General features: G+C 50.2%; 14 protein-coding genes. All 14 read left to right on the top strand.

The annotated features are described in order from the left end of the window. Nucleotides 1-8: 8 nt before the first annotated feature. The 14 genes from G459_RS29400 to G459_RS0109295 are packed head-to-tail and all read left to right on the top strand — an operon-like array spanning nucleotide 9 to nucleotide 21388. On the top strand, nucleotides 9-1724 hold the full coding sequence (locus tag G459_RS29400; RefSeq protein WP_026967423.1) for a phage tail sheath family protein: 1716 nt from the start codon (nucleotides 9-11) through the stop codon (nucleotides 1722-1724). Between the two features lie 27 nt (nucleotides 1725-1751). Continuing rightward, the gene (locus G459_RS0109355; protein ID WP_026967422.1) at nucleotides 1752-3203 is read left to right on the top strand and encodes a phage tail sheath family protein; all 1452 of its coding nucleotides are present in this window, start codon (nucleotides 1752-1754) and stop codon (nucleotides 3201-3203) included. A gap of 35 nt (nucleotides 3204-3238) precedes the next feature. After that, nucleotides 3239-3673, top strand: a complete 435-nt coding sequence (locus G459_RS0109350; RefSeq protein ID WP_026967421.1) for a phage tail protein — start codon at nucleotides 3239-3241, stop codon at nucleotides 3671-3673. A 3-nt stretch (nucleotides 3674-3676) separates the two neighbouring features. After that, nucleotides 3677-4150: a phage tail protein gene (locus G459_RS0109345; RefSeq protein WP_026967420.1), complete on the top strand. Its 474-nt coding sequence runs from the start codon at nucleotides 3677-3679 to the stop codon at nucleotides 4148-4150. A 2-nt stretch (nucleotides 4151-4152) separates the two neighbouring features. Beyond that, on the top strand, nucleotides 4153-4308 hold the full coding sequence (locus G459_RS29820) for a DUF5908 family protein (protein ID WP_157373302.1): 156 nt from the start codon (nucleotides 4153-4155) through the stop codon (nucleotides 4306-4308). A 10-nt stretch (nucleotides 4309-4318) separates the two neighbouring features. Further along, nucleotides 4319-5110, top strand: coding sequence for a CIS tube protein (locus G459_RS28920; RefSeq protein WP_051315150.1), 792 nt, complete (start codon nucleotides 4319-4321; stop codon nucleotides 5108-5110). A gap of 3 nt (nucleotides 5111-5113) precedes the next feature. Then, on the top strand, nucleotides 5114-6871 hold the full coding sequence (gene vgrG, locus G459_RS0109330) for a type VI secretion system tip protein VgrG (protein ID WP_026967419.1): 1758 nt from the start codon (nucleotides 5114-5116) through the stop codon (nucleotides 6869-6871). 25 nt (nucleotides 6872-6896) lie between these two features. Continuing rightward, the gene (locus G459_RS0109325; protein WP_026967418.1) at nucleotides 6897-7310 is read left to right on the top strand and encodes a GPW/gp25 family protein; all 414 of its coding nucleotides are present in this window, start codon (nucleotides 6897-6899) and stop codon (nucleotides 7308-7310) included. Further along, nucleotides 7307-10702: a baseplate J/gp47 family protein gene (locus G459_RS0109320; protein WP_026967417.1), complete on the top strand. Its 3396-nt coding sequence runs from the start codon at nucleotides 7307-7309 to the stop codon at nucleotides 10700-10702. Before G459_RS0109325 ends, G459_RS0109320 begins: the two co-directional genes overlap by 4 nt. A gap of 4 nt (nucleotides 10703-10706) precedes the next feature. After that, a complete protein-coding gene (locus tag G459_RS0109315) occupies nucleotides 10707-14906 on the top strand; it encodes a hypothetical protein (RefSeq protein ID WP_157373301.1) in 4200 nt (1399 codons plus the stop codon). A gap of 12 nt (nucleotides 14907-14918) precedes the next feature. Beyond that, nucleotides 14919-18284 (top strand): carboxypeptidase-like regulatory domain-containing protein, encoded by a 3366-nt coding sequence (locus tag G459_RS27130; protein WP_035455501.1) that lies wholly within the window; start codon nucleotides 14919-14921, stop codon nucleotides 18282-18284. Further along, nucleotides 18284-19849, top strand: a complete 1566-nt coding sequence (locus G459_RS0109305; RefSeq protein WP_026967415.1) for a contractile injection system tape measure protein — start codon at nucleotides 18284-18286, stop codon at nucleotides 19847-19849. The genes G459_RS27130 and G459_RS0109305 overlap by 1 nt, the downstream gene beginning before the upstream one ends. Further along, nucleotides 19843-21192 carry an ATP-binding protein gene (locus tag G459_RS0109300; protein ID WP_026967414.1) on the top strand — a complete coding sequence of 450 codons (1350 nt, stop codon included), beginning with the start codon at nucleotides 19843-19845 and terminating at the stop codon, nucleotides 21190-21192. The genes G459_RS0109305 and G459_RS0109300 overlap by 7 nt, the downstream gene beginning before the upstream one ends. A 10-nt stretch (nucleotides 21193-21202) precedes the next feature. Beyond that, entirely contained in the window at nucleotides 21203-21388 is a 186-nt protein-coding gene (locus G459_RS0109295) for a hypothetical protein (RefSeq protein WP_026967413.1), read from the top strand. Nucleotides 21389-21390 lie beyond the last annotated feature (2 nt).

Here is a 21390-nt window from a genome sequence, read left to right as displayed (position 1 = left end):
CAACTGATATGGCAGAATTCAAAACCCCCGGGGTGTATATCCAGGAAATCTCCACCCTTCCCGCATCCATTGTGCCGGTGGCGACTGCCATCCCGGCCTTTGTCGGCTACACCGCCCAAAGACTCCGAAATGGGGAAACTTTTGGGATCAACATCCCTACCAGAGTTACCTCCTATCTGGAGTACAAAGAGATTTTCGGTGAATCTTTTTTAGAAAACTACGTGATTACCATCACCGACGGTCCATCCGTTGCAATCACCGATCCGGCGAATTTCTCTCAATATCTGATGACTTATCAGGTCTACATGTATTTCTCCAATGGGGGAGGGCCATGTTGGATAGTTTCAGTGGGGGATTTTGTAGCGACGCCGACAGGAGATGACATCGATATCGATGACCTGCTTGCGGGATTGAAAGTGCTGGAGGAGGAAGACGAACCTACACTGTTGGTAATCCCCGAGGCAACGATGCTGTCGGACATCAATCGCAAGACACTTCACGATCAGATGCTTGCCCAATGTGCTAAACTCCAGGATCGATTTGCCATCCTGGACGCCCTGCACTATGACGGTCAGACAGTTGCCGAGGATGGAGCGGACTTCCGAGCCGAAATAGGAAACTCAGATCTCAAATACGCCGCTTCCTACTATCCTGGACTTAAAACCATTCTTTTTAGAAACTTCGATCCAAATGTGCAAACAGTCGTGGACAATCGCGGAGGCGCAGGATTGGGACCTTTCCACCAAAAGAAACTGGCAGAAATAGGAAATGGGACGAATTCGGCCACCGCTCAGATTACCATCACCGATCAAACCGAGATCGATACTGAGCAATTCTTGATTGGAGGAGTGGTATTCAATGAAGGCACGCAGTTCACTAAAGGCGGGACTGAGATCGCCACTGCTACTGCAATGAAAACTGCGCTGGATGCTATGCAGCCAGGCCTTCCATTTACCGTCGAGCGGACTTCCGCCACGCTTACATTGACTGCCAAAGCCACAGGAGAAGCCGGAGTATTGGGGTTCACCTATACTCCCGCGGGTGCTCCGGGCGCTACAATATCCGGCACCGGGACATTTTCTTGGACACCTCCCGACAAGACGCTCTACAACACCATCATTGCGTCCCTTCAAAGTAAGCTGTTGGATCTTTACCCTTCAGCTTCCATGGCCGGAGTCTATGCGCGCGTCGACAGTCAACGCGGAGTATGGAAAGCTCCCGCAAATGTGGATATCCGCTCGGTCCTGAAGCCAACCGTCGCAGTGAGCGCCGAGGAGCAGGAAGGATTGAATATGGATGCTACCTCAGGGAAATCAATCAATGTGATTCGCTTCTTCCAAGGAAAAGGAAACCTAGTCTGGGGAGCGAGAACACTCGCCGGAAATGACAATGAGTGGAGATACATCCCGGTCCGCAGGCTGTACATCTTCATCGAAGAATCCGTCAAGAAAGCCTCCGAATTTGTGGTATTCGAGGCCAACGATGCCAACACTTGGATTCGGGTAAAAACCATGATCGAAAATTTCCTCACTAATCTTTGGAGAGAGGGCGCGCTCGCTGGCGCTAAATCGGAAGAGGCATTTTTTGTAAGAGTTGGGCTGGGTCAGACGATGACCGCCCTGGACATTCTGGAAGGCAGAATGATTGTAGAAATCGGTCTGGCGGCAGTAAGACCGGCAGAGTTCATCATCCTGAAGTTTTCCCATAAGCTTCAGGAATCCTAGTTCCATTTAACCCAAAACGCAATTCTTATGTCAACTTACGCCACCCCGGGTGTTTACATCAAAGAAATCTCAACGCTCCCGGCATCAATCGCAGCCGTGGAGACAGCCATCCCGGCATTCATCGGGCATACCAACCTGGCAACCAAAAATGGAGAGCTGGTTCGGGGTGTTCCCACGCGGATCACTTCGATGCTGGAATATGAAGCGATCTTTGGCTTTGCCAATCCGGAAGCCATCCCGGTGACAATTCAGGATACTTACACGGGAGAGAATGGCCAACCTGCCAAGCTGAGCTCCCGGATAGTCAAGGCCGGTGCCCCGGTAGCTCCGAGTGCATATAAAATGTACTACAGTCTCCGGCTGTTTTTCGACAATGGTGGAGGCCCCTGCTACATTGTCTCGGTAAACGATTTCACCACTCCCCCCACGGTCGGAAACAGCACTACTGCCACAAGCCTATTGGGCGGCCTGGCTGCTGTGGAAAAAGTCGATGAACCGACACTGATCGTCTTTCCTGACGATCTCACCTTGGCAAATGGAAAAGCCGTCTACGAAGCTGCTTTGGCACAATGCGAAAAGCTGAAAGACCGGTTCGTCATCCTCGATGTGAAAGTCAACACGGCGGATCCTTTCGCGGATGCGGAAAACTTCAGGAATACAGGAATTGGCTCCGGCGACCTGAAATATGGTGCGGCTTATTATCCCAATCTCAAAAGTGGCTTGAACTTTGGATACGACTCTGCCTCTGTCACCATTACACAATCGGCCAGCTACATCGGCGCCGGTGCTCCGAGTCCGGCGATTGTCAATGCGGCAAACGGCTCTAACCTCACCGCGCTGTCGACTGCAGACCCCAGCCTTCATCGGGCGATTCTTTCTGAAATCAGCAAACTGTACGTGGTTGTGCCTCCCTCAGGAGCGGTCGCGGGAGTCTATGCCCGAGTCGACAGTCAAAGAGGCGTGTGGAAAGCCCCTGCCAATGTAGACATCCGCTCAGTGATAGGTCCCGCTGTGAAGGTATCCCACGAACAACAAGCTTCGCTGAACGTCGATGCTTCCTCCGGCAAGTCCATCAATGTCATTCGGACATTTACCGGAAAGGGTACTTTGGTTTGGGGAGCTAGGACACTGGCCGGTAATGACAATGAGTGGAGATATGTGCCAGTACGGCGCCTCTATATTTTCATTGAAGAGTCCGTGAAAAAAGCCACGGAATTCGTCGTCTTCGAACCAAATGATGCCAATACCTGGCTCCGGGTGAAAACCATGGTCGAAAACTTCCTTACCAAACTTTGGAGAGACGGAGCGCTCGCCGGTGCCAAGCCCGACGAAGCCTTCTTCGTCAAGATCGGTCTCGGCATCACGATGACTGCCCAGGATATCCTCGAAGGCAGAATGAATGTCGAGATCGGTCTGGCGGCCGTAAGACCGGCAGAATTTATCATCCTCAAGTTTTCCCACAAGCTTCAGGAATCCTAATCAACCCATCAGCAAACTTTTAAATCCAACATATCATGGCAGTAGCATATCCAGTATCCGTCTTTCATTTTCAGGTAGAATGGGGCGGCACACGCATCGGCTTCACGGAAGTTTCCGGCCTCACCATCGAGCTTCAGTCCATCGACTACCGGGAAGGCAGCTCCTTGGAATACCACGTGACCAAGATGCCCGGCATACCGCAATTCAGCAATATTGTCCTCAAACGAGGAGTTTTTCGGTCTGACAACGAATTTTTCCAATGGCTCAACACCGTCAAGAAAAACAACATCGAGCGTCGTGACCTCACCATCAGCCTACTCAACGAAGAGCACGAGCCGGTCATGGTGTGGAAGGTCAAAGAAGCCTGGCCATGCAAGGTGGAAGGCCCAACGCTGAACTCTACCGGAAACGAAGTGGCGATCGAGACGGTCGAACTTTGCCACGAAGGTCTAGCGATCGAAACTCCATAAACGATGGCCATTTTCCACCCGCCTACCGGTTTCCATTTTCTCGTCAGACTTGAAGGGCTCTTGCTTGCTTACCCCGGCCTACCGGATATCGGATTTCAGGAAGTAGGAGGGCTTAGCGTAGAGATCGGCGTCGAAGAATATGCTGAAGGGGGTGAAAACCGGTTCAAGCACCGGATGCCCGGCCCCGTCTCCTACCCCAATCTCACGATGAAGCGGGGAATGTTGATAGGATCGCAGGCAATGAAATGGTTCAAAGACGCGGTAGAAGGTTTTCAGTTTGAGGCGCATGACATCACCGTGATTTTACTCAATGAAAATCATTTGCCGCTTCAGGCGTGGAATTTTATCAATGCCTGGCCTGTCAAGTGGAGCATCGAAGGACTCAATGCGATGGAAAATACGCTGATGATTGAATCCATCGAATTTGCCTATCAATATTTCCGCAGGATCTCTCCAGAGGACCTTTTACCCATCTGATTATGCCCATAGAAATTAGAGAACTCATCATCCGCACCACAGTAGATGCAGCGGAAGAAAAACCAACCGGCACGGGAAAACCTCAGCCCGGGACGGAGTCTATCCTATTGGGAATGAAAGAGCTTGCCCGATTGATCAAGGAAAAAAACGAACGCTAATTCTTAGCTCATGGCCCTGAAAGATATTTTTTCTCCCTTGGGAGGATTGGAAAAGATGAAAATCACCGCATTCACGGACGACACCTACGAGACGTCCACGGAAACGTATGTGGTGATGTACAATCCTACCGCTTTCAGTCAAGAATTCAAATCCAAGTGGATTCCTGAGGAGGGGCTGACAGATGGCAAACAGTACCAATTCCGAACCTTGGAATCGGACAGCGTTACGTTTGAATTCCTATTCGACGCCACCGCTGCCTCTCCTCCCGGAAATGACGTCCCGGGAGATGTCAATCTGAGCTATCTCGGAAGCAGCTCTCCCAACCGGGATCGCATCAGTGGCAACAAAGTCTCCGCGATTGACTTGATCAAAGAAGATAAGCATGTAGATCGCGCCATACGCAAGTTTCTCGACATCACCCAAAACATCCAGTCAGACACGCATAAGCCCAACTACCTGCAGATCAACTGGGGAGCATTTCAGTTTCGCGGCGTACTTGGGGCGGCCACGGTCAACTACAAGCTCTTCAACTCCGCCGGACTTCCAATTCGGGCTACGGTTTCGGCCAATTTTGACCAGTCTCTTTCCCGACAAGAGCAGGCCGCAGAGGCAGGCAGAACGTCTCCCGACCTCACCCATGTCCGGGTAGTGAATGCCGGCGATACGCTGCCTATCATGTGCAAGCGCATCTATGGCTCGACAGAATTCTATCTGGAAGTCGCCCGGGTAAACAAGCTGAGAAACTTCCGAAATCTGGAAGTTGGTCAGGAAGTATTTTTTCCACCCCTAGCTAAATCCTAAATTATGCCGCTCGTACCTGTCAACACCGAAACCAACCCAAGCCTCGCTACCTACAAGATATTTTCTGGAGGAACAGAGTTGCCTGCGTCAGTCGGCGTTGCCATGATTTCCATCCAAAAGGCAGTAAATAAAATCCCAGCTGCCAGGCTGGTACTGTACGACGGCGATGTTTCCGCCAGCGACTTTGAGCTTAGTGGCGGAGAACTTTTTGTACCCGGAAAAGAACTCGAAATCCGGGCCGGCTACAACAATCTGGAGGAGTCTATCTTCAAAGGAATTATCATCCGACACGGATTGGAGGTCTCCGACAAGGCTTCCAAACTGGTCCTCGATCTCAAGGATCCTGCAGTGAAGATGACCGTCGGGCGCAAAAACAAGTACTTTTTTGAATCAAAGGATTCCGACATCATCGAGGAAATTCTTGGTGCCTATAGTGGGCTCACTCCAGATGTAGAGGCAACTACCACGACTCATCCCGAGATGGTTCAATATTATGTCACAGACTGGGATTTCATACTCACTCGAGCTGAGGTCAATGGGAAACTCATCTTGGTCGAAGACAGCAAAGTGAAGATTTTAAAACCTGAAACCAGTGCTGAAGCCAAGTTGGAACTTCAATACGGCACTAATGTCGTCGAGTTTCAGGCAGAGATGGATGCCCGAACCCAATATTCCACCTCCAAGAGTACGAGCTGGGACCTGGCAAATCAGGAACTCAAAGAGACGGAGGGCAGTGATCCCGGGATGGACTTCCAAAGCAACATCAGCGGCGCAGATCTGGCCGATGTGATTGGACTCAGCGATTTTCGACTCCAACACAGCGGTGGATTGGACGATCAGGAACTTCAGGCTTGGGCCGACGCCAAGCTGATGCGAAGCCGTCTCTCAAAGATCCAGGGTCAAGTGAAGATCCTCGGAGATAACACCCTGAAGCCGGGGGATATGGTCTCCCTGACTGGGTTTGGAAGCAGATTCAACGGAAAAGCCTTCGTGTCCTCAGTCTATCACGAGATTTCTCCCAGTAGGAAATGGTTTACCCATCTGGGGCTGGGTCTGGATTCTAGGTTTGTAGCCAGTCTGTATGATGATGTGCTGGATGCTCCCGCAGCCGGTTTGATTCCCGCGATCAGAGGACTCCATGTTGGCGTCGTCACCAGTCTGGAAGATCCTGATGGAGAGCACCGCGTGAGGATCTATATCCCCGTCATCGATCCAAGCTCGGAAGGAACTTGGGCGAGAATGTCCACTCCGGACGCCGGCGAGGGTGACGATGCCCGCGGAATCTTCTTCCTGCCAGAAGTCGGGGACGAAGTCATTGTCGGTTTTATCAATGAAGACCCGAGAGATCCAGTCATTTTGGGACAACTCTACAGCTCGGCAAAGCCGGCTCCTTTTACCCAAAACGAAGACAATTTCCAGAAAGGCATTGTCACCAGAAGCCAGCTGAAATTGGTATTTGACGACGAGAAAAAATCGATCTCAATTGAAACACCAAACGGAAAAAAGATCATCCTGAGCGACGACGAAGGAAGTATCCTTTTGGAAGATGAAAACGGAAACAAGGCCACATTGAGTGCAGACGGCATTGCGCTCGAATCAGCTAAAGACATTATTCTAAAAGCATCTGGAGATGTAAAAATCGAAGGCGTAAACATCGAGATCAAGGCCTCAGCGCAACTGAAGGCTGACGGAGGTGCCGGAGCAGAGTTTACCTCCTCGGGCAGCACTACTGTGAAGGGTTCAATAGTCCAAATCAACTAGACCATGAAAGTTAATCACTGAAAAAATGGCTGAAAAAAACACTTTTCTGGGACGTGGATGGGCTTTTCCGGTGGCATTTCTTCGGGATGCAAATCAAGTTAGTCTTGTGGAAAACGAGGAAGACATCCGTCAAAGTCTGATTATCCTCCTCAATACGACCATCGGGGAGCGCGTGCTCCGGCCTGACTATGGTGCCAACATGGAGGACTTGCTATTCGAAGCGCTCAATGTCACCACCGCTACGATGATCACCAATCGGATCAAGCGGGCTATCCTCTTTCATGAACCGCGTGTGAAAGTGGAAGAGATCGACATGAAGCCAGATTTTCAGGAAGGCAGGATCGAAATTCTGATCAGCTACTTCATCATCTCTACCAACAACCGCCAAAACCTAGTCTATCCTTATCTCTTCCTCGAAGCTACTGACGTACCCAAATGAGCACCGACAGCTGCCATAGCACCCAAGTCCCAGGAAGCGGAACCAACCGTGCAAACAGGCTTTTGGAAAGTCTGCTGCCGGACTATGTGGCTGTAGATGGGCAAAAATTTGATGGCTTAAAAGAGTATTCAAAAGGCTTGGCTGCTCAGCTTAAATTCCGCGCCGCAGGAGACATATGGGATGGGGACTGGAGGTCATTTTTTGAAAAGGAAATTGACCCAGCTCAACAGACCGACCCCCATTTCGCTCTGTTTCTGGCTTTTCTGCAAAACTACCTTTTGGCTCAGGCCGACCTGAACGGGTTGACCAAAAAGCATCTGGATTTCTTCTATCGGGATGTCCTGAGACTAAAGGAAAAATCCGCAGAAGCCGATCAAGCCTACCTGATCCTGCAGCTGGCCAAGCATGTGGGAGAGCACGCTTTGCCCAAAAACTCCGTGTTCAAAGCCGGAAAAGATGACATCGGCAAAGAAATCCTATTCAAAAATCAAGTCGATCAAGTAATTAACAAAGCCGAGGTTGCAGCACTCAAGTCGCTCTTTCGGGATGCTAACGGCCGATTCTACCTCTCGCAGATTGCCAATTCCGCTGACGGAAACGGGGCGGAAATCCTCCACCCGGATGGAAGATGGAATCCCTTTGGAAGACCGAAAACACTTTTCCCGACTTCTGACAGACAATCCGCCATTCTCGGATTTGCCGTTGCTTCACCCGTTTTGGCCTTGGCGGAGGGTTTCCGCAAAATATCGCTGACAGTCCTCCTTAAACCTCAGCCAAGATTATTGGAGAAGCTCAAAAGTCTCCATCTGAATTCAACCTTTCGATTTTTACTGAGTGGAGAGAAGGAATGGATCGAGGCCTGGATTGGCTTTCCGAGCAGCGAAGAAGAAGTACTCGATCAAGTGCTTGCTTTCCTCAACAATGCGAAAACATGGCAGGATATTGCAGGCTTGGAACCTCAGGCCGGGCCCGTCTTTGACAATCCGGAGATAGGAGATCACAAACCATTTAATGGCTATGACATCGGTGAAGTCACCGCCAAAAACATCCTGGCTAAGCGTGATTCTCTGTTGCCGAGCAAAAAATTTACCTCCCTTAGTCAGGTAGAAGCCGTGAAGGGTGTTGGACCGGACAAGATCGCCGACCTTCTTTTTAGCTTTCAGACCCAAAAACACGAGCTCAAGAACCTGGGCTCAGAGGGAATGCAGCTAATCCTCAAATGCCATCTGATCCCAGATCAAGACGCCGTGGTAAACTACCACGGGGAAGTCCTGCTGCAGAAATTCCTCACAGGACAGCCGGTCTTGAAGATCGAACTCGCCGACACTCTACAAAGCTACGCCTATCCTGTTCTACAGGGCATGGAACTGTCTTCTGTCACTATCCGTGTCGATGTGGAAGGGGTGGAAAACCTGATTTTGCAGAACGATCTGGCCACATTGCCAATTGGGAAAAACATAAATCCATTTGGCTTCAGGCCCGTAATCGGCTCCAATTTCTACATCGGAAGTCGGGAGGTTTTCAGCAAAAGTCTGGAAAATCTGAAGATTCATTTGGAATGGCATGGACTTCCGACCGGCTCGACCGGATTCGGTGTGCACTACACGGGATATTCCCCTGCAAAATCCAACTCATCCTTCCAAGCCAAAGCTTATTTTCTGGATAACAGGTCTTGGGGAAATTCCAAGGAAACAATTACACTTTTCGCCGGATCAGCCGCACCAGCGACGATTCAGAGCTATGAACTTGACAGTTCGGATCTAGGCACGATCGCGCCAGAGCCGGAGCTGGCGGAATTTATCGCTTGGTCCCCCTCCTCCAAAAGGGGTTTTCTAAAACTCTCCCTTTCCGGTGCTGACTTTGGCCACACGGAATATCCCAAACTCTTTGCCAACCAAGCCATTGAGAAGTCCAAAGAAACTACGACTCCATCGGTAATAGCGCTCCCCAACGAACCCTACACACCCGAAATAAAAAGCGTCAAGCTCGACTATACTGCGTCTGATTCCTTTATTCCGGGCAAAAGCAACTGGAACTCATTTTTCCATATCGGCCCATTTGGAGAAGCGAAACAGGAGGTCAGCCCGACTTTACTGCTACGGGATTATTCAGATGAGGGCTACCTGCTGATTGGGTTGAAAAATCACGTGCTCGGTCAGTCAATCCAACTCTTGATCCATGTCCTGGACGGCAGCTCAAATCCAGAAAAGGCCGTGCCTACCGTCACGTGGAAGTATCTGGGCGGGAATGATTGGAAGTCTTTTGACAAGCTTGATTTGGTCTTGGACGAAACAAACGGGCTCATCCAGACCGGCCTCGTAGGACTTACCATGCCCAGAGCCGCAGACACGACGCACACCATCTTGGATGATGGCTTGACCTGGATCATGGCGACTGTCAAAGAAAACAGCGACGCCATTCCGGATTTTACTCAGATAATAGCGCAGGCCATGCGCGTGATCTTTGAGGATCAGGGAAATGATCCGAATCGTCTGGCTGCAGCACTCCCTGCCAAAACCATCGCCAAGCTCAAGATATCCCAGGCTCAGGTCAGTAAAATTGACCAGCCTTTTGCCTCCTTTGGAGGTAAAACTGCCGAAGCGTCTGAGAATTTCTACACGAGAATATCCGAGCGGCTTCGACATAAGCAGCGGGCGATCACCCGCTGGGATTACGAGCATCTCGTACTGGAATATTTCCCCGAGATCTATCAGGTCAAAGTTCAAAATCACACCGAATACGATGGAAATCTAGAAAACTACCGGGCATTGGCCCCGCGACACGTGACGGTCGTGCTGGTGGCAAACGTCCAAAATAAGAATGCAATCGACCCGCTGCGACCCAAGGCGAGTGTGGCGTTGATTGCCCAGGTGCGGGAATTCCTATCCGGTATCTGCTCTGCCGGAGTTGTTCTTCATGTGGTCAATCCTGTCTACGAAGAACTTCAAGTCAAGACCAACGTGCGCTTTTTGTCTGGCGTGGATCGCTCCTTTTACGCCAAAAAACTGGAAGATGATCTCAAGGCTTTTCTCTCTCCCTGGGCCTTCCAGTCTCCCGAAGCATTCTCTTTTACAGGCGAAATACATAGCTCGGTCGCACTTCATTTTGTTGAGAAATTGGCCTATGTAGACTATCTAACCTGTTTTGAACTATATCACATCATCAAAAACCCGGTGGACGGAGAGATACTTTCCCGAACAAAAGTCGAGGAAGCTAAAGGCAGTACCGGGGTTTCGCTATTGGGGTCTGTGGGCGCTATCGATACCTATGGAGATCATTTGATCACGATTTTGGAGACGGAAGATTGCGAATGTGCCGACAACGAAGTTCCGGCTATCATTTCCATCGCCTCCACAGAAAGTTCAGACATGGATGAAGCTTTTGAAACCTAAGGATATGCAGGAATCTATCACGATATCAAAAGCAAAACCCGCCAATCCGGCCATGGATTTTGAGCTGCTCCGCAAAGAGGCCATCGCCTATATACAGCGGATCTCCGGCAATATCTGGACGGATTACAATGCGCACGATCCGGGAATTACCATCCTGGAGGTGCTTTGCTATGCCATCACAGACTTGAGCTATCGCGCCAATAAACCCATTCAGGACTTACTGGCGCTGGAGTCGGGTTCTCTGGCGGGACAGTTTTTCAAAGCATCCCAAATTCTTCCCGGCAAAGCGCTGACGCTATCAGATTACCGAAAACTCCTTATGGATGTAGAGGTGGTCTGGGAAGACATGGAGATCAAAAAATTTGCAGGGGTGAAAAATGCCTGGATCACTCTTCGGGAAAGCAATGAGATTCCGGTTTTTCCCGACAGGAAAGCCAAAAAGCTAGCCTATAAACCCTTCCCAAGTTCCGAAAAAGCACTTCAGCTGGGGATTCTGTATGACGTCCTGCTTGAATTTGATACGACCGAAGAGCTGGGAGATCTCAATGAAAACAAGCTGAGCATGGAGATTTCCATCGACGAGCATCCGGATTTGTCAGGGGTAGTCATCGACGTTCAGGTGGAGTTTCCGAGGTGGGATGAACCCATCAATTGGGAGGACCCAGAGGCGATCAAAAAAGCGATTCAGGGGATTTCGATCCAGTTTCAAAACGTTCCATCCGGCTTTGAGCTCACCTTCGACCTTTCATCGGCAAACGATATCGAGATCACCGGCACCGAGCTGACGCCAAGCGGATTGGAAGAGATCGAGCAGATCGCCGAGCTGAATGAACTCGTCAATAAGTTCGTGTTCGAAGATGCCACGGGTATTCTCTCCTTTTACCTGATCAAGATTGAAAAAATCGTAGAAATCCTCGCCGAGGTCAAAAAAACACTGAACGCCAATCGGAATCTTTGCGAGGATTTTGTAGAATTTCATGCGCTCCGGGTGGAAGAAATCCTGGTTTGCGCTGACATCGAACTCAGCCAAGAAGCTGACGTGGAGCTGACCGAGGCCCGGATTTTCTCGACAATCGGTGATTTTCTTTCACCACAAGTCAATTTCTATTCACTGGAGGAGATGCTCCATCGCTGCAAATCGGGTACACTTCCGGTGGTGAGAATCCAGCAAAATCCAGCCAAACTCTGGATGGAACTTGATCCCGACGCCTTCCCAAAAACCGGCTCGACTCTAAGTATCATCGGATCGGGTAATAACGCCGGCACCTATCAAATCCTGGAAATCAAGATCGCTCCCAAAGAGGCCGGACTGGCAGAAATACTCCTTTCTCCAAATTTCACCAGCCCGTTGATACGCGAGGATGATCGGGTGTACTTTGGCGACTGGGATGCCGAGCAATGTCTTCCGACGGAGGAGATATTCGAAGGTCCACTGCTCAAGCACGGCTTTGTCGATACTAGCGAGCTTCTCAAAGCCGACAGAAAATCAAAGATCCATGTCTCTGATCTGATTCACCTGATCATGGACATCGAAGGAGTGTTGGCTGTCAAAAGCATTCAAATCGCGAACGTTCCGCAGGATGATCCGGAAGGGAAAATCCCAACCAAAAGCGTTAGATGGTGCCTTGACCTAGCGTTTGAGCAGAACTATGTGCCACGGCTCAACTCCGAGCGAAGTAAGCTGGTCTATTATAAAGAAGGCCTGCCCTTCAAGGCAGACCGGGAGGAAGTAGAAGACCTCTTGGATGAAATACAGGATGCAAAGCGACCTCAAAAAATCAGGTATCCACAGCTCGATTTCGATGAAATCACCGGTGAATTCACAGATTCTGGCCAATACTATTCCATCCAGAATGAGTTCCCGCTCGTCTATGGGGTCGGTGAAGAGGGCATGCTTCCGCAAGGGGAAGGACGCCCAAAGGAATATCAGGTCAAACAGCTGAAGGCGTATCTGATCATCTTCGAGCAGTTTCTCGCCAACTATCTAGCGCAGCTCGCCCACGTACGGGATCTTTTCTCCATCTCCTTGGAAAAAGACGCCTTTGGCAATCCATTGATCACCCAGACCTATTTTTCTCAAAATCTCGAAACACTAGTACCCGACGCTGCTGATCTGTGGAAAGATCTCGTAGGACTGCAGGATATCTTGAATTCTCTGACGGAACCAAGAGAACTTTACCTCGAGCGGCGAAATCAATTTTTAAATCATCTGCTCGCCCGATTTGCGGAGGGACTGACAGACTACGCCTTGTTGACCGTCCGTCTCAGCCCGGAAAAAGGGAAAGAAAGGCTGATTGAAGACAAACTCCAGTTTCTCAACAACTATCCACAGCTGAGTGACGAGCGTGGACAGGGGTTTGACTATGCCATTCCCAATGAATTCTACCACATGGAGAATCTCTCCGGGTTGGAAAACAGGATTGCAGGACTATACGGCATTCGGCAAAAAGATGCCGAATGGCTGATTTTTCGTCCCCAATTTGACATTTCCGAAAATGCGGGAATTTGGTCAATCGTGGTGCTAGACTCCTCAGATCAACCGATTTTCGAGATTTTTGATGGATATGATACGCACAATTCTGCGAAATTAGCTTTGGAGAAAATCCTTTTGATCGGTTCGGATGCGGGAAATTGGGGAGTAGTTGACGGCGGAGAAGGTCTGCTTTTAGATCTGGTCTTTGAAGATGAAATCCTGGGGGAAAGTGTTAAAAAAGATTTCGCTTCACTTGCTGAGGGTGGCGATGCCGCGCTCGCCTTGGAGGAAATTCAGGAGATCTTCAGGACAGAGTTCATCGAGAATCCACGAGCCAATCGGAAAAATCTCAGCCTAGGATTAGAGGATTGGTATGAATACGTCATCACGACATCGATGGCTCCCGCGCCACCAAAGTATGTGATCGAGTTTGAGTTTTTCGATGCTCCGTTTGGGGTTGGAAACCCGATACTTTCCAGTCAGATCGAACAAGAAGTCGCTGACGCCGTGTCTGACGAAGAGCTTTTAGGATTGGCCGAGGCGCGGATCAAAGAACACGTTTGGGATATGATTGCCGCCGCTTCCCGGCCAAGCGGGTATCAGGCTGACTCGGACACTGAGTCACCTTACCATTTCTCCGTAGTTGACCCAGTCCGTGGTGGGCTGTTGGCCAAAAGCGTGGAGACGGACTTCAACGGTCCGCTCGCCGCACAGCTTCTCGACGGCCGCTGGGGAGACAGCTGGCTGGTCCAAAGTGGCTTTGCTCCACTTCCCTTGACGCTTGCCACGGCTGTGGCCCAAGGCTCGAAGATCAAACTCACCGCCGACCAAAATCCCGTAGAAGGCGATCTGATCCACTTCGAGCAGGCACTGGAAATCCTCGATGCAGACGTCGAAAAACACGAGCTCACCGTCGCCGGGGACCATCGAATTGTCCTTGCCCACGCCCCGAGCATCACGATCAGCACCGAGCTAAACGGCGAAGAATTCCTGATTTCATACGAGGTCTTCAAGCTCGAGCTGATCGATGGGGACACCGTGATCACGACGCAATCCATACCCAGAGAGGATCTTGTGGGTGGGGAAATTCTGCTTTCCAGAGGGTTTGAGGTGCTTTCCGTCAGCGGGAGTGAGTTTCTGGTTGCTGGGGGAGAGGAGATCAAAGCCATGGAAGAATTACAGGAATTCGTCCTGCAGGAATTTTTCAGCCACGAAGGAACACACCTACTGGAGCACATTCTCTTACGGCCTAGACACAAAGGGAAATACAAGTTTGTCGATGAATCCGATGTCCCGGTCACCGAGGTGATCGAAGACCGGCTGCTGGACCCGCATTTCCAAGAAGAATGTCACTGTACGCTGGACGATCCCTATACCTGCATCGCCCATGTCTTGCTGCCATTTTGGACGGATAGATTTATTAACCGGGATTTTAGAAAATTCCTGGAGAACAAACTTAAAATTGAGGCTCCGGCGCACGTCTTTTTGACGATCTGCTGGATCAGCCCAGAGCACATGGAGGAGCTGGAGCATGCCTGGAAAATCTGGCTGCTCGAATCGCTCAAAAATCCCCAGCATCCAAAACAGCTATCTACAGCACTTTCCCAGCTGATCGAGGTATTGGAAAAAGTCCGCAATGTCTATCCTTCAGGTACACTGCACGATTGTGCCGAAGACGATTCGCTCGCCAATGCCATTATTCTCAATTTTTCCTCCTTGGGAGAATTTTAAACCCACAGTCCTATGAGCCAGATTATTCCATCTTATCCGATTTTCGAAGGCAGCCAGGTTCTCACCAGTGACCAGCTCAATCAGCTGGGCGCCTATCTGGATCAGCAAAACAGGCTCACCCGATCCAAACTGATCGGGATCGGGATCGTCTGCGGTTTGCAGATTCAACCGCTGACCGCTGGATTGAAGATCTCCAAAGGCCTCGGCATCACGTCAGAGGGATTTTTGATTCAGATTGGCACCGACTTCAGCGCCACACACTACCGCCCGTATACACTACCCGTGGGAGTGACGTACAAGCCTTTTGGTTTTCCCGAGCAGGACGTGCAACTCTGGGAGATGCTTTCCGAAAAACCCGAAGATGAGCCTGAGGTCAAAAAACTGAATAATCCTGCCAATTTTCTCAATGAGAAGTTCGTCCTGCTCTACCTCGAAATATTTGACCGTGATCTGAAGTCATGTCTTGGCAATGCCTGCGATGACAAGGGAAAGGACCGGATTTTTTCCCTGAGAAGATTGCTCGTGAGCAAAGCTGATTTGGATCTGATTCTCACTCGGTCCGCCAACGCTTCCAGTCCATTTCCCAGCGCTCCGGATCTCAAGCATTTTACTTTCAAAAAGCCACTCTTCAAGCCAGCTGGACCGGAATCCAACCAAATCGGCGCATTCATCAACCATTACCAAAAGACGATTTTGGAGACCGTGAATGCCGCCTTCTGGGAAAACATGAAAAGTGGATTCAACGTGTTTGAGCCACTCTTGGCCAAAAGTTTTGGATTCCAAAATCCCTTTGATCAGCCTGTGCTCGTGGCGAAAATCGCCCTGATCAACCAAAGCCTGACGGATGCACCAGCCAGCGTCCGTGGCACACAATATCTCTATGATTTCTTCAAAGAATTGAATCTGGCTTGGGAGGAATTTTTGGAAAGTGGTCTGGCGCTCTGGTATTCCTGCCCGACGGATCCTTCTCTTTTTCCGCTTCATTTGCTTTTGGGAAAAGCAGTCCCAGCCAGCGAGTCAGCCGATGAGTTTTACAGATACCGTCACGGCTTCATCCAGCCGCCAATCTTCAATGGTCAAAGACTGCTCAAAGAAACACTGGCGCAAAGATACCGTCGACTGCTGCAGATGATCGAAAACTTCGAGCTGGATCTGCTCCGAAATCCAAAGCCGGATCAATATCCCGTCAAGATCACTCCCAGCAAAGAAAAATACGGACGACTCGGCCAACGCACCGTCCCATACTACTACAACATCAAGTCAAATGGAAGCCTGGGCAATTGGTTTTCTCTGGAGAAAAACTGGGCAGACCCAGAGCAGCAACAACTCTGGTCTAACTCCCGGGGAAGCGTCCTGAGTTATGATAATCAGCCGGACACTCCTGTCGCCAATCCCAGTTTTCTGGAATCTCCGCTCTCTTACGACTGGGACGCCTATCCGTTTTTGCGGATCGAAGGCCATCTGGACTACGAGGTCGAGGCCGCCAAAGCTGCGATCCTCAAATTCATCCAAGACTTTAACCTTCCCATTCATCTGGAAGCGCTTCACTTGGATACCGGAGGAGCGGCTGAGGACAAAAACTGCGGCTGGAATGATCTCCAGGAAGAATACATGCATCATCGACTCTTGCTGCTGGGGCTCGTCAGGGATATCCGTGAGATTATCGATTTTCTGAGAAAAATCAACGAAGACTTCGGAAGCGAGGAAGAGCTGTTTGAAGATGAGGCGGAAGAGCAAGTGTTAAAAGCTTTCGAGCTGTTCGAAAATCTGGTGGGAGCGCTCACCGAATGTATGGAAGACCTGGATTGGGACAAGTTTCAGGAATCTTACAAAAAGATCCTCCAGACCCTTTTGGACTTCCTGCTGATCCAGATGAAGTTTTTGGACAAGATCGAGATCAACGAAAAGGAGCAGGACAAGACCTTGGAACTGTACAACGGTCTTATGGCCCGGGTTTCGCCATTGGTGTATCGGATTCTGGACCTGTTCTATTTCACCAAAATCCAGCGGCTCTACCTCAGCTTCCTGCAGCGAAAAGCCAAACTGCGCAACTCCCGGAAGTTTTCGGAATACCTCATCCAAAATCCCGGTATGACCCATGAGGCCGGGGTCTACAAAGGAGGTACTTTCATCTTACTATACATGCAAAGCTCGGGCAGGATTATCGGCGATTTCAGCCTTCCCGGAGCCGCCTGTGATTGTCTGTGTCTGGAAGCCTGCGGAGAAGACAACTGGAGCCTATTGCCTCCCTTTGCCCGGCCTGATTTTGCGATTACGCTTCAGAATATACCCATTCGAATCGAAATCATGGTCAATGACCGCCTGGCTGTCGAGCGAAAATATGCTGTCAAGCCAATCCTGGAGACAACTGAAAAGGGTGGAATTGTTAAACAGGAAGAAGCAGCAGCATTTCTATATGAACCTCCGAAGGATTTTTCTGGAGATGATGCATTCTCCTATCAATTGATCGATGAAGACAGCGGACTTTCGGACGTAGGCCGTGTAACGATCTGGGTAAAAGGGCCGAAAACCACGACTTGCTATTCAGCTGAAATCCTCACCTGTTGGGGTGAGGCCAATGTCCAGACTGCAATAAAAGCGCGGGGATTGAATCCCGGAAACAGTTTTGAGTCCGCCGTGCAAAGCCTGCTGGCAAGTTTGGCTGAGACCAAAGGATTCACTTCGGATGAAATTCAGGGCGATTTCCTGGAAGACCAGGAAGCACGCAAGCAACTTCTGAGTTGCCTTGGCCTTTTCCAAGACGGAATGACCTACGAAGCCCAAGGTCAGGCCATCCTCAACTATCAAAACTCCAATTGCGGTGCGCAGACAGCTCCTCCGGAGCCGACGTGCACGTCGACCTTCGTCTTCGGCACGGTCATGGCACCGAGTGGGACCCCGATCGGTGGAGCAAAAGTCTCCGTCGAAGGATCCAGTCTCTCAGTTCCTACCAACGACAATGGGGTTTTCTCAATTCAATTCCCAAGCCCCGGACAAACGCTTGTATTCGAAGCCAGCCGATTTGTAAAAACGACGAGAGCGATCTGCAGCGAATCAAACATTACCGTAATCATGACCCCCGAGACTCAAGTAGCTCCACCAGCCACAGGTATCGTGGTCGCGGTGAACACGCTGGCTGATGACGACATGATGCGATTGGCTTCGTCGAGAGGATTGCTTTCAGTCAATGACCCCACAAAAGACCGAAACGAGCTCATTAAACTCATCGAAGACAGCAAACAGGAGGTGGTTTTGGTACCGGAAGAGCTCGTAGTCCTCAAGAATGACACGCTAAAAATCATCGCAGACGAGAAAGACCTGAAGTACCGAAGCAACACCACCAAGACCGCATTGGTTAATCTGATTTCTGGAAAATAATGGCCCGACACCTGATCCATAGCCAAAAGTTAGACCTGCGATACACCCGTGTAACGCAGGCGAAGGCTGATTTGGATGACTGGGGAGCGCGGTATCAGGGGGAATTTCTACCGGTGATTGCCGAAGTTTTGGATGACTTGGAGATTCCTGGGGAAACGACCCGCATAGACAAGCTGGAGATTGATCTAGGGAGAATCTCCGGAAATCTCGATCCGGATGTCCTAAAGCAAAAACTCAAAGAAGCCCTCAAAACCCAAATCTTAAGAGAAGTCCCCAAACTCAGGAGAGAGAGCCCTGAAAAAGAATCAAAATCTCAGTTCCATCCATTCGCGTTGGACGATCAAAAAGACTTGGAGCTTCTAGTCTATCTCCTGGAAACAGGCAGAAAACCTTGGTGGGCTTTGCCATCCAAGAGGGCTGGGGTCAAAAGCTTATTCCAAAAGCTTTTCCGCCAGGAGAAGAGTCCGTCTCTCAGAACATGGCTGGAGTCTCAACAGCTCTCTTCCCAAGCCGCCGAGAGGTTGATCAATCATCTCAACTACAGCGAATTGCTCGATTTGATCGCTTGGGTATTCCCCAGAAGCGAGGTCGCTTGGCGATCGTTTTCCGCCAGTTTAGAAGAAGCCTTGACACCTGAGATCTACTCAAAAGCTCAGGCATCCGTCTTTTTGTCCTCAATCCTCATCGAGTCATTTTTGGTCAGAAAATCTGAGTCAATCGCTCCAACCAGCATTTGGCTTAGGAAATCTCCGGCCTTTTCTTCCGGTGGAAAGATCCAAAAAACCGAGGTCTTTCTGCCCCTTTTGGAAGCGGTTGCTTCTCGCGGAAAACCGATTGCAACGAAAGCACTTTTGGCTGGAGCAGCTGAAAGATGGCTCGACAGCCCCTTTGTGCTAACACATACCGAGCTTCGCAGCGGCATTTCCCGAGCGGAAAAGGAAGTGGCTATTCAGGAATTTCTGGGAGTCTTTTCCGAAAAATCAACCAAAATAACTGTGCTGCCAGAAGAGAAACAGCACTCGTTTTCCCTCAAAAAAACCCAGCAAATCCGCCCGCTGGAAATGGAAGAGACCTTTCCGATCTCCAACGCGGGCTTGGTACTGACCGCACCCTTTTTGCCGTATTTCTTTGCTGGTCTCGGACTCCTGGAGAAGAAAGAATTTGTATCTACAGACGCTCAAAACCGTGCCGCGTTGCTGATTCAGGCGCTGTTGGACGAAAGTCACGACTACGAAGAATCCGATCTTTTACTGAACAAAATCCTCTGCGGCATTGCTCCCGGTGAAGCTATTCCGGTAGCTTTCTCTCCGACTGATCTGGAGAAGGAAGAGATTCCGAATCTCCTGGACTCCATGACCCAACAATGGACGGCCTTGAAATCAACCTCTGGACGCTCGATGGCGCAGGGCTTTTTCCCAAGAGAGGGCAGCCTCCGCAAAGTAGATAAAGGCTATCAACTCCAGATTCCGAGGATCTCGATCGACATCTTGCTCAACCGACTTTCCTGGACGATCAGTATCATCAAACTTCCCTGGATGAACGAAACCCTCTTTGTCGAATGGTAAGCAAGGCACACGATAACGCCCAAACGATCCAACTGGAGCTTGACTGGCTGCAGCAGATCCTCAAAGCCAGATCTGCGCTCAATGCCAATCCTGCCTCCGGCTCCACCGATCTGCTGCAGATTCCGCCGCCGGATCTGAGCGGAATGGATTCGACCTATTCGGATCTAGTGACCAAGCTTCATCTCGGGCCAGAGGAGCGGTTTTTGATGATCCTGGCGGCGGTGCCCCACATCCGTCCGCAGCTTTTGGACATGTTTATGAGCCGCAATCAGCTGACGCAGCAAATCTACACCGAGTTTGGCGGGAGAAAGGGTAAGTCCCACAACGGCTTTATCCCAACGGGTGAAACGGTGCTTTTTATCCTCGCTGGCAATGAGCTCAAGAAGCGGTTCCAGTACCAAAACCTGCTCGATGCAAATGGTGTCCTTTTCAAGGAAAATATCCTGAGGCTAGGCGAGGTGGAAGCAGAGGAATCTTTCCTCAATGGGGCTCTGACGATTTCGAGAGAGATCCTCGATCAAATCACCACAGGCAAAATCCAAAAGCCTGCATTCAACTCTGAATTTCCAGCCCAGCGTCTCCAGACTCCTTTGCGCTGGGAAGATCTCGTACTTCCCGAGGAAACTTGGATACAACTGCGGGAGTTGGAGATCTGGTTGAAACATAAGGATTTTTTGATGCAGGAATGGGAAATGTCCCGAATCCTGAAGCCCGGATACAAAGCGCTATTTTTTGGCCCGCCGGGGACAGGGAAGACGCTCACCGCTGCCTTACTTGGGAAAAAACTGGAGCTGGACGTCTATCGCATCGACTTGTCCAGACTGGTCTCCAAATACATCGGAGAGACGGAGAAGAACCTCTCGAAAGTCTTTGACCGGGCAGAAAATCAAGGGTGGATTTTATTTTTTGACGAAGCGGATGCCCTTTTTGGAAAGCGGACTTCGGTCAACGATGCCCACGACCGCTACGCCAATCAGGAAGTTTCGTATCTCTTGCAGCGAATCGAAGAATATAACGGATTGGTGATCTTGGCCACCAACCTAAAAAACAACCTGGATGATGCCTTCATGCGTCGATTTCAGGCCAGTATTTTCTTTCCCATGCCCCAGGCCGAAGAGCGGCTGCTGCTGTGGGAAAAGGGATTTCCGGAGCAGGCAAAATTCGAATCCAAAGTGGACTTGGCAACAATCGCCTCGTCCCACGAATTAAGCGGGGGAGGGATCATCAATGTCATCCAACACAGCTTGCTGATGGCATTGGAAAACGATGACAAGGTCATCCGCCTGGAGGACATCCGGGAAGGAATCCGCCGTGAATACCAGAAAGTAGGCCGAACCATTTAACACGAAGGCGATGAAAAAGAAAGTCAGAAAAAAACCGGATCAGGAGGAAGAAGTAGCGCCGGTCGTGGTCGTGGTGGACAAGGAAAAAACCTCCGAAGCAGTAAAAGAGGAAGAAAAAATGAGTCCTGTGGAGCAGGAACGCCATGGCATGAAAGCCCTGGAGCCCGGCGAAGTCATGAACCCAATCAAATCCTAAAC

It is taken from the genome of Algoriphagus terrigena DSM 22685, from assembly GCF_000429445.1.
Lineage (GTDB): Bacteria > Bacteroidota > Bacteroidia > Cytophagales > Cyclobacteriaceae > Algoriphagus > Algoriphagus terrigena.
Note: the sequence above shows the minus strand (reverse complement) of the source record. Positions and strands in the feature narration are given on the sequence as shown.

Bases quoted from the DNA above. Each gene is read 5' to 3' on its own strand.
- G459_RS29400 (WP_026967423.1), top strand. From the start codon at position 9: ATGGCAGAATTCAAAACCCCCGGGGTGTATATCCAGGAAATCTCCACC.
- G459_RS0109355 (WP_026967422.1), top strand. From the start codon at position 1,752: ATGTCAACTTACGCCACCCCGGGTGTTTACATCAAAGAAATCTCAACG.
- G459_RS0109350 (WP_026967421.1), top strand. From the start codon at position 3,239: ATGGCAGTAGCATATCCAGTATCCGTCTTTCATTTTCAGGTAGAATGG.
- G459_RS0109345 (WP_026967420.1), top strand. From the start codon at position 3,677: ATGGCCATTTTCCACCCGCCTACCGGTTTCCATTTTCTCGTCAGACTT.
- G459_RS29820 (WP_157373302.1), top strand. From the start codon at position 4,153: ATGCCCATAGAAATTAGAGAACTCATCATCCGCACCACAGTAGATGCA.
- G459_RS28920 (WP_051315150.1), top strand. From the start codon at position 4,319: ATGGCCCTGAAAGATATTTTTTCTCCCTTGGGAGGATTGGAAAAGATG.
- vgrG (WP_026967419.1), top strand. From the start codon at position 5,114: ATGCCGCTCGTACCTGTCAACACCGAAACCAACCCAAGCCTCGCTACC.
- G459_RS0109325 (WP_026967418.1), top strand. From the start codon at position 6,897: ATGGCTGAAAAAAACACTTTTCTGGGACGTGGATGGGCTTTTCCGGTG.
- G459_RS0109320 (WP_026967417.1), top strand. From the start codon at position 7,307: ATGAGCACCGACAGCTGCCATAGCACCCAAGTCCCAGGAAGCGGAACC.
- G459_RS0109315 (WP_157373301.1), top strand. From the start codon at position 10,707: ATGCAGGAATCTATCACGATATCAAAAGCAAAACCCGCCAATCCGGCC.
- G459_RS27130 (WP_035455501.1), top strand. From the start codon at position 14,919: ATGAGCCAGATTATTCCATCTTATCCGATTTTCGAAGGCAGCCAGGTT.
- G459_RS0109305 (WP_026967415.1), top strand. From the start codon at position 18,284: ATGGCCCGACACCTGATCCATAGCCAAAAGTTAGACCTGCGATACACC.
- G459_RS0109300 (WP_026967414.1), top strand. From the start codon at position 19,843: ATGGTAAGCAAGGCACACGATAACGCCCAAACGATCCAACTGGAGCTT.
- G459_RS0109295 (WP_026967413.1), top strand. From the start codon at position 21,203: ATGAAAAAGAAAGTCAGAAAAAAACCGGATCAGGAGGAAGAAGTAGCG.